This is a genomic window from Streptomyces sp. NPDC002994 (assembly GCF_040611155.1).
Taxonomy (GTDB): Bacteria; Actinomycetota; Actinomycetes; order Streptomycetales; family Streptomycetaceae; genus Streptomyces.
Window position 1 is genome coordinate 1 of record NZ_JBEXNQ010000020.1, and the last position, 8,734, is coordinate 8,734.

The window sequence follows — 8,734 nt, forward strand, 5'->3', positions numbered from 1 at the left end:
GGCGGATTTCGGGGCTCATCACTCGATGATCACGCACACACGCCGGCTTCGCACACCTCACCGTCCGACATTGACAGCCGCGTGCCCGCGACCGGCGGGAGCTGGCCCTTCTGGGGGCCCCATTCGTTCGGGTCGGGTACGCCCGGCGGCAGCATCTGGCGGCGCTTCGGGCCGCCGTGGTCCGACTCCCCCGGCTCCTTCGCGCCGGGCCACGCCTTGGCGACCCGGGCCGCCAGGACGAAGTCCTTGCGCAGCGGGTGGCCCTCGAAGCCGTCGGGGAGGAGGAGTGGCACGAGGTGCGGGTGGCCGGTGAAGTCGACGCCGAACATCTCGTGCGTCTCCCGCTCGTGCCACTCCGCGCCCGCGTAGATCTCCACGGCGGAGGGCACGGCGGGCGCCGAGTGCGGGACGGTCGTACGCAGGAGGAGGCGTCGGACCGTACGGGGTTCCAGGGCGACTACGTGGGCGCAGACGCGGAAGCCCGTGCCCGGCTCGTCGACCGCGCTCAGCCAGTCGAAGTACGTGCAGCCCAGCTTGTCGCGCGCGATTTCGAGGGCCGCGATCCATGAGCCGATCGGGACGTCGACCGTCAGCAGTTCGTAGCTGCGCTCGGCGGTCGCTTCCTCGCCGAAGATCTCGGTGACGGCGTCGGGCAGGCTGTCGTACGCCGTCATGTTGGGCCTCTCGCTCACTTCGCCGCCTCCCCCGGGGCCGGCGGCGGCGCTACAAGGCCGCTCTGCAGGGCCGCAGTCGAGGGCCGCCCGTGGCCGTAGCGCTCGCTCAGCGACTCCCGGGCGATCTTCTCCTGGAGCTTGAGGATGCCCTGGAGCAGCGCCTCGGGCCGCGGCGGGCAGCCCGGTACGTACACGTCGACCGGGATGATCTGGTCCACGCCCTTCGTCACCGAGTACGAGTCCCAGTACGGCCCGCCGCAGTTCGAGCAGGCGCCGAAGGAGATGACGTACTTCGGCTCGGGCATCTGCTCGTACAGGCGCTTCACGGCCGGGGCCATCTTGTCCGTGACCGTCCCCGACACGACCATCAGGTCGGCCTGGCGCGGCCCCGGCGCGAAGGGGATCACGCCGAGCCGGATGAAGTCGTGGCGCGCCATTGACGCGGCGATGAACTCGATCGCGCAGCAGGCGAGACCGAAGTTGAAGACCCAGAGGCTGTAGCGGCGGCCCCAGTTCAGGACCACCTTCATCGGCTCGGGCGCGAGGCGGGCGAGAGCTCCCAGCCGCTTGGGCTCAGGCAGCAGCGTCGGCTCGGGGAGGTCTACGGGGGTCACGCGGGTCACGTCCATTCGAGGACGCCCTTCTTCCATGCGTACAGCAGTCCCACGGCCAGGAAGCCGAGGAAGATGAACATCTCGACCAGGGTCGTCGCGCCGTACTCCGGCGCGGCGAAGACCGTCGCCCAGGGGAAGAGGAAGATCGAGTCGACGGCGAAGATCACGTACAGGAAGGCGTAGACGTAGTAGCGGACCTGTGTGTGCGCCCAGCCCTCGCCCACCGGGTCCACGCCGCATTCGTACGTCAGCAGCTTCTCCGGCGTCGGCACGACAGGCCGCAGCAGCCGCCCGGCCCCGAAGGCCACGGCGACGAAGAGGACGCCGACGACTGCGAGCAGTCCGACGACCGAGTAACTCTGGAAGTACCCGTCCGCGAGAACCGTCGGTTCCGGCACGTCCGCCCCTCTCGCTCCCTGACTGCGTCGGCTGCGTCGGTTGCGTCAGCCTCGTTCGACGATCTGTACGCACGGGAGTCTAGGCCCTGGTAAAAGCCGGGTAAGCAGCCGTCTCACGCAGTGGTGGGGTTATCCCTACTTCCGCGCACCCAGTTACCCCATGGCATCCGTGGTCGGGGCCCGGCAGGCTGAGCATCATGACTGCCGGCGCGAGCGACCATCTCCCAGATTACGACCGGTCAAACCGGTCCGGCCGACCCCGGCCCGTGCGCTTCCCGTACAGCTCCGACACCTGGAAGGAGATCGCGCACCTCCTCCTGAACCTGCCGATGGCTGTCTTCGGCTTTGTACTCACCGTGGTGGTTCTCGCCCTCGGGTGCGGACTTTCGGTCACGGTGATCGGCCTGCCGCTGCTGGCGGCGGGGCTGCTGGCGGCGCGCCGGTTCGGCGCGGTCGAACGGGCGCGGGCGCGGAGCCTGCTCGGCGTGTACGTCGATGAGCCGAGCCCGGCGGCCGCGGGGCGGCGGCCGGGCGGTTTCCTGGCGTGGCTGTGGGCGGGCCTGAAGGATCCGGTGGGGTGGCGGACCGCGCTGTACGCGTTCATCCGGCTGCCCTGGGGCGTACTGACCTTCGCGGTCACGCTGACCGGGCTCTTCGTGCTGTGGCCGGTGCTGCCGTTTCTGGCGCGGGCGATGACCAATGCCGACCGCGCGATGGTCCGCGGCCTGCTCTGCCCCTCCGACGAACTGGAGCGGCGGATCGCCGAACTGGAGTCGGACCGGGGCGTCGTCGTCGACACCGCGGCCGCCGACCTGCGGCGTATCGAACGCGATCTGCACGACGGGGCGCAGGCCAGGCTCGTGGCGCTCGCCATGGGGCTCGGCCTGGCGAAGGAGAAGCTGACCGGCGACTTCAAGGACCCCGTCGCCGCGGCGGCGATGGTCGACGAGGCGCACGGCGAGGTGAAGCTGGCGTTGCAGGAGCTGCGTGATCTGGCGCGCGGCATCCACCCCGCCGTGCTGACCGACCGCGGTCTGGACGCGGCGCTGTCGTCGATCGCGTCGCGCTGCACGGCTCCGGTGCGGGTCACCGTCGACCTGGTGGCGCGTCCGGCGGAGGCGATCGAGGGCATCGCGTACTTCACGGTCTCCGAGCTGCTGCAGAACGTCAGCAAGCACAGCGGGGCGCGGTCCGTATCCGTGGATGTGTGGCGGAGCGGGGAGCGGCTGCTGATCCAGGTGAGGGACGACGGGCGCGGCGGTGCGCGGCTGGACGGCGGCACGGGCATGGCCGGTCTGGCCGACCGGCTCGGCGCGGTGGACGGGCTCTTCGTCCTCGACTCCCCGGCGGGCGGGCCGACGACGGTGACGGCCGAGCTGCCGTGGCGGGACCGGGACCGGGACCGACACCGAGACCGGGACGGGGCTTCGGCAGCGGCCAAGGGTGCGGTGGCCGGGGTGGGGAAAACCCCCGGTCAGAAACGGTGACCGGCCTCATGGTCCCCGTCTCCCCGCCCCGCCATCCTTGAGTTACTCGAGCGCCGCTCACCCACACCACCAGAGCAGTACCAGAGCAGAAACGGACGGCAGCGATGGCCACGGAGTACGCACCGCAGACCCGGGACCAGTGGGAGCCCGCGGGCCACCCCCCGAAGAGGCACTTCCTTCCCCCGGCGCTGCGCGCGCCGTTCGAGGCCCGGACCTGGCGCGAGCTCGGCTACCTGATGCTCAGCCTCCCCCTCAGCGTGGTGCTCTTCACCTTCGCGGTCACCATGACCTCACTGGGCATGGGCCTGCTGATCACCTTCCTGGGCGTACCGGTACTGGCGGCGTGCCTGGCCGGCTGCCGCGGTTTCGGAGCGCTGGAGCGAGCCCGCGCCAGAGCCCTGCTCAAGCTGGACGTGGCGGACCCGGCGCCCGTGCGGGCCACGCCGGGTGGCGGGGACGGGGGCGGGGGCGGGCCGATGGCCTGGATGGGCGCGATGCTCAAGAGCGGGACGTCCTGGCGCCATCTGCTGTACGCCGTACTCCACATGCCGTGGGCGATATTCGCCTTCACCGTGTCGCTGGTCCTGTGGTCGTTCGGCTGGGCCATGCTCACGTACCCGCTGTGGTACGGGGTGTTCCCGGCGTACGCCGGCGTGGACGGCATTCAGCTGTACGGCGACCGCACCCACCACATCTACCTCGACCAGCCCGTCGAACTCGCCGCGACCAGCGCGTTCGGCCTGCTCATCACCCTCGCCACCCCTTGGCTCATACGCGGCCTGGCGACCGTGGACCGGGTGATGGTGGCCGGGCTGCTCGGCCCGTCCCGGCTCGCCACCCGCGTGTCCGAGCTGGAGTCGGACCGGGGCGTCGTCGTCGACACCGCGGCGGCCGACCTGCGGCGCATCGAGCGCGATCTGCACGACGGTGCGCAGGCCAGGCTCGTCGCCCTCGCGATGGATCTGGGACTGGCCAAGGAGAAGCTGACGCACGACCCGGAGGCGGCGGCGCGCATGGTGGGCGAGGCACACGGCGAGGTGAAGATCGCGCTTCAGGAGCTGCGGGACCTGGCCCGGGGCATCCACCCGGCCGTCCTGACCGACCGCGGCCTGGACGCGGCGCTCTCCGCGGTGGCCTCCCGGTGCACGGTGCCGGTGCGGGTGGAAGTGGACCTTCCGGCGCGGCCGGCCCCGGCCATCGAGGGCATCGCGTACTTCACCGTCTCCGAACTCCTCCAGAACGTCAGCAAGCACGCGCGGGCGTCCCGGGCGACGGTCGAGGTGTGGCAGACGGCCGACCGGCTGATGCTCCAGGTGAGCGACGACGGGCGGGGCGGGGCGGACACGGCGGCCGGCTCGGGCCTGGCCGGGCTCGCGGAGCGGCTGGACGCGGTCGACGGAATCCTGGTCGTCGACTCGCCGGCGGGCGGGCCGACCACGGTCACGGCGGAGCTCCCCTGGCGCGGCTGACCCGCGCCATTCCCCTGTATTCCCCCGACCTGGGCGCCTGTTGGTCCTGATACTGGGATGCTGGGGCTCTGCGTTCGATGGAACGGAGAGGGATTCAATTGCTGGGGGCTTCAGGGCTGTGGTGGACAGGGTGCGGGTCGTCATCGCCGAGGATTCAGTGCTGCTTCGGGAGGGCCTGACCCGGCTTCTGACCGATCTCGGACACGACGTCGTCGCGGGTGTCGGGGACGCGGAAGCGCTGATCAAGACAGTGGGGGATCTGGCGTCGCAGGGCGAGCTGCCGGATGTGGTGGTCGCGGACGTACGGATGCCGCCGACGCACACCGACGAGGGCGTGCGGGCGGCGGTGCGGCTGCGCAAGGACTACCCGGGCATCGGTGTCCTGGTGCTGTCGCAGTACGTCGAGGAGCAGTACGCGACGGAATTGCTGGCCGGGTCGAGCCGGGGCGTGGGCTATCTGCTCAAGGACCGGGTGGCCGAAGTGCGTGAATTCGTGGACGCCGTCGTCCGGGTGGCCCAGGGCGGGACCGCGCTGGACCCCGAGGTCGTGGCGCAGCTGCTGGGCCGCAGCCGGAAGCAGGACGTCCTGGCCGGGTTGACCCCGCGCGAGCGGGAGGTCTTGGGCCTCATGGCCGAGGGCCGGACGAATTCGGCGGTCGCCAGGCAACTGGTGGTGAGTGACGGCGCGGTCGAGAAGCACGTCAGCAACATCTTCCTTAAGCTCGGACTCTCGCCCAGCGACGGGGATCACCGGAGGGTGCTGGCGGTGTTGACGTACCTGAAGACCTAGAAGACACAGCCGGGTCCTAGAACCAAAGGATGAGCACGGAGCGTCATCGAGCAGAACGCCGGGGGGCGAATGAATCATGGCGAAACAGGGCAATAGCACGTCTCAAAACGGGGTCCAGTATGTGATAGACCCAGGGAAGGACACCCTTAGCGACGTAGGGTGGGCCCTGGGGCCACCGGCTGGCCGGCCGGCCCCGAGCAGCCGCCTCGAGGGAGGTCCAGTTCAGTGACCAGCCAGGTCAGTAGCCCGGCCGAGAAGGCCGACGGATCCGATGGTGCCGACGGAATGAACGACACCGTCGTCGGGGAACAGCGCAGCACGCAGACCCGGAGAGTGTCCGGAAAGGAACGGTCCGAAAAAGAGGTCCGCCGCCTGGACCGGGTGATCATTCGTTTCGCGGGTGATTCCGGTGACGGTATGCAGCTCACTGGCGACCGCTTCACTTCGGAGACGGCGACCTTCGGAAACGATCTGTCGACGCTGCCGAACTTCCCCGCCGAGATCCGGGCGCCCGCCGGCACCCTGCCGGGCGTATCCAGCTTCCAGCTGCACTTCGCCGACCACGACATCCTGACGCCCGGCGACGCGCCCAATGTCCTGGTGGCGATGAACCCGGCCGCGCTGAAGGCGAACATCGCGGACGTGCCGCGCGGCGCCGAAATCATCGTCAACACCGATGAGTTCACCAAGCGCCCGATGGCCAAGGTCGGCTACGAGACGTCTCCGCTGGAGGACGGCTCCCTGGCGGCGTACAACGTCCATCCGGTGCCGCTGACGACGATGACGATCGAGGCGCTCAAGGACTTCGGCCTGTCCCGGAAGGAGGCCGAGCGGAGCAAGAACATGTTCGCGCTGGGCCTGCTGTCGTGGATGTATCACCGGCCGACCGAGGGCACCGAGAAGTTCCTGCGGACCAAGTTCGCCAAGAAGCCGCAGATCGCCGAGGCCAACGTGGCGGCGTTCCGGGCCGGCTGGAACTTCGGCGAGACCACCGAGGACTTCGCGGTCTCCTACGAGGTCGCCCCGGCGACCAAGGCGTTCCCCCCGGGGACGTACCGCAACATCTCCGGGAACCTGGCGCTGTCGTACGGCCTGATCGCCGCGAGCCGGCAGGCGGACCTGCCGCTGTACCTGGGCTCGTACCCGATCACCCCGGCCTCCGACATCCTGCACGAACTCAGCAAGCACAAGAACTTCGGCGTACGGACCTTCCAGGCCGAGGACGAGATCGCGGCCATCGGCGCGGCGCTGGGTGCCGCCTTCGGCGGGCAGCTCGCGGTGACCACCACCTCGGGTCCCGGTGTGGCGCTGAAATCGGAGACCATCGGCCTCGCGGTGTCCCTGGAGCTGCCACTGCTGGTGGTCGCCATCCAGCGCGGCGGCCCGTCGACCGGGCTGCCGACCAAGACCGAGCAGGCCGACCTGCTCCAGGCGATGTACGGCCGCAATGGTGAGGCCCCGGTGCCCATCGTGGCGCCCAGGACCCCCGCCGACTGCTTCGACGCGGCCATGGACGCGGCCCGGATCGCGCTGACGTACCGGACGCCGGTGTTCCTGCTGTCCGACGGCTACCTGGCCAACGGCAGCGAGCCGTGGCGGATCCCGGAGATCGACGAGCTGCCGGACCTGCGCGTGCAGTTCGCGACCGGACCGAACCACGAGCTGGCCGACGGCACCGAGGTGTTCTGGCCGTACAAGCGTGACCCGCAGACGCTGGCGCGTCCGTGGGCGGTGCCCGGCACTCCGGGCCTGGAACACCGTATCGGCGGCATCGAGAAGCAGGACGGCACGGGCAACATCTCGTACGACCCGGCCAACCACGACTTCATGGTCCGCACCCGCCAGGCCAAGATCGACGGCATCGCGGTCCCGGACGTGGAGGTGGACGACCCCGACAACGCCAGGATGCTGGTGCTGGGCTGGGGCTCGACGTACGGGCCGATCACGGCTGCCGTACGCCGGCTGCGTGCGGCCGGGACGCCCATCGCGCAGGCGCACCTGCGCCACCTCAACCCGTTCCCCCGGAATCTCGGTGAGGTCCTGGGGCGTTACGAGAAGGTGGTCGTGCCCGAGATGAACCTCGGACAGCTGGCGATGCTGCTCAGAGCGAGATATCTGGTCGACGTCCACTCGTACAACCAGGTCAACGGAATGCCGTTCAAGGCCGAGCAGCTCGCCACGGCCCTCAAGGAGGCCAACGATGCCTAAGGCGAACGAGACACTCTCGCTGGTGCCCAAGGCCGAGGCCAAGCAGTCGATGAAGGACTTCAAGTCCGACCAGGAAGTGCGCTGGTGCCCCGGGTGCGGTGACTACGCCGTCCTGGCCGCCGTGCAGGGCTTCATGCCCGAGCTCGGGCTGGCGAAGGAGAACATCGTCTTCGTCTCCGGGATCGGCTGCTCGTCCCGCTTCCCGTACTACATGAACACGTACGGGATGCACTCCATCCACGGCCGCGCCCCGGCGATCGCGACCGGCCTCGCCTCGTCGCGGCGTGACCTGAGCGTGTGGGTGGTGACGGGTGACGGTGATGCGCTGTCGATCGGCGGCAACCATCTGATTCACGCGCTGCGGCGCAACGTCAACCTGAAGATCCTGCTCTTCAACAACCGGATCTACGGGCTGACCAAGGGCCAGTACAGCCCGACCTCCGAGCTCGGAAAGATCACCAAGTCGACGCCGATGGGCTCGCTCGACGCGCCCTTCAATCCGGTGTCGCTGGCGATCGGCGCCGAGGCCAGCTTCGTCGCCCGTACGGTCGACTCCGACCGCAAGCACCTCACCGAGGTGCTGCGGCAGGCCGCCGACCACCCCGGCACCGCGCTGGTGGAGATCTACCAGAACTGCAACATCTTCAACGACGGCGCCTTCGAGGTCCTCAAGGACAAGCAGCAGGCCGAGGAGGCCGTGATCCGGCTGGAGCACGGGCAGCCGATCCGCTTCGGGGCCGAGGGCTCGAAGGGGGTCGTACGGGATACGGCCACCGGCGATCTGAAGGTCGTCGCGGTGACCGCCGAGAACGAGTCGCAGGTCCTGGTCCACGACGCGCACGCCGCCTCGCCCACGACGGCGTTCGCGCTCTCGCGCCTCGCCGACCCGGACACGCTGCACCACACCCCCATCGGGGTGCTGCGCAGTGTCGACCGGCCGGTCTACGACACGCTGATGGCCGACCAGCTCGATGCCGCCATAGAGCAGAACGGCAAGGGCGATCTGGGTGCGCTGCTCGCGGGCAATGACACCTGGACTGTCGTCGGCTGACGTTGCTGTGCTGTTCGGCAGGAGGGGCGCCCGGTGCCGGCCG

Annotated in this window: 7 protein-coding genes and 1 pseudogene; 5 read left to right on the forward strand and 3 right to left on the reverse strand. The window is 69.7% G+C overall.

Annotated features, from left to right (window positions below):
* Positions 1-95: 95 nt before the first annotated feature.
* The 3 genes and pseudogenes from ABZX79_RS25185 to ABZX79_RS25195 form a co-directional block, all read right to left on the reverse strand.
* A pseudogene (locus tag ABZX79_RS25185) lies at positions 96-674 on the reverse strand (NADH-quinone oxidoreductase subunit C); the annotation flags it as partial.
* A gap of 14 nt (positions 675-688) precedes the next feature.
* Positions 689-1,303, reverse strand: coding sequence for an NADH-quinone oxidoreductase subunit B family protein (locus ABZX79_RS25190; RefSeq protein WP_355261898.1), 615 nt, complete (start codon positions 1,301-1,303; stop codon positions 689-691).
* Positions 1,294-1,686, reverse strand: coding sequence for an NADH-quinone oxidoreductase subunit A (locus ABZX79_RS25195; RefSeq protein ID WP_093799593.1), 393 nt, complete (start codon positions 1,684-1,686; stop codon positions 1,294-1,296). The genes ABZX79_RS25190 and ABZX79_RS25195 overlap by 10 nt, the downstream gene beginning before the upstream one ends.
* Positions 1,687-1,883: 197 nt before the next feature.
* On the opposite strand from ABZX79_RS25195, the gene ABZX79_RS25200 reads away from it, so the two are divergent.
* The 5 genes from ABZX79_RS25200 (at position 1,884) to ABZX79_RS25220 (ending at position 8,691) form a co-directional block, all read left to right on the forward strand.
* Positions 1,884-3,173, forward strand: coding sequence for a sensor domain-containing protein (locus tag ABZX79_RS25200; RefSeq protein ID WP_355261901.1), 1,290 nt, complete (start codon positions 1,884-1,886; stop codon positions 3,171-3,173).
* A 104-nt stretch (positions 3,174-3,277) separates the two neighbouring features.
* The gene (locus tag ABZX79_RS25205) at positions 3,278-4,642 is read left to right on the forward strand and encodes a sensor domain-containing protein (RefSeq protein WP_355261904.1); all 1,365 of its coding nucleotides are present in this window, start codon (positions 3,278-3,280) and stop codon (positions 4,640-4,642) included.
* A 130-nt stretch (positions 4,643-4,772) separates the two neighbouring features.
* Positions 4,773-5,432 (forward strand): response regulator transcription factor, encoded by a 660-nt coding sequence (locus ABZX79_RS25210; RefSeq protein WP_355262258.1) that lies wholly within the window; start codon positions 4,773-4,775, stop codon positions 5,430-5,432.
* 225 nt (positions 5,433-5,657) lie between these two features.
* Positions 5,658-7,640 carry a 2-oxoacid:acceptor oxidoreductase subunit alpha gene (locus ABZX79_RS25215; protein ID WP_355261907.1) on the forward strand — a complete coding sequence of 661 codons (1,983 nt, stop codon included), beginning with the start codon at positions 5,658-5,660 and terminating at the stop codon, positions 7,638-7,640.
* Positions 7,633-8,691: a 2-oxoacid:ferredoxin oxidoreductase subunit beta gene (locus ABZX79_RS25220; protein ID WP_355261910.1), complete on the forward strand. Its 1,059-nt coding sequence runs from the start codon at positions 7,633-7,635 to the stop codon at positions 8,689-8,691. Before ABZX79_RS25215 ends, ABZX79_RS25220 begins: the two co-directional genes overlap by 8 nt.
* Positions 8,692-8,734 lie beyond the last annotated feature (43 nt).

Excerpts from the sequence above, each read along its gene's own strand:
- ABZX79_RS25205 (WP_355261904.1), top strand. The coding sequence starts at position 3,278 with ATGGCCACGGAGTACGCACCGCAGACCCGGGACCAGTGGGAGCCCGCG.
- ABZX79_RS25200 (WP_355261901.1), top strand. The coding sequence starts at position 1,884 with ATGACTGCCGGCGCGAGCGACCATCTCCCAGATTACGACCGGTCAAAC.
- ABZX79_RS25220 (WP_355261910.1), top strand. The coding sequence starts at position 7,633 with ATGCCTAAGGCGAACGAGACACTCTCGCTGGTGCCCAAGGCCGAGGCC.
- ABZX79_RS25190 (WP_355261898.1), bottom strand. The coding sequence starts at position 1,303 with ATGGACGTGACCCGCGTGACCCCCGTAGACCTCCCCGAGCCGACGCTG.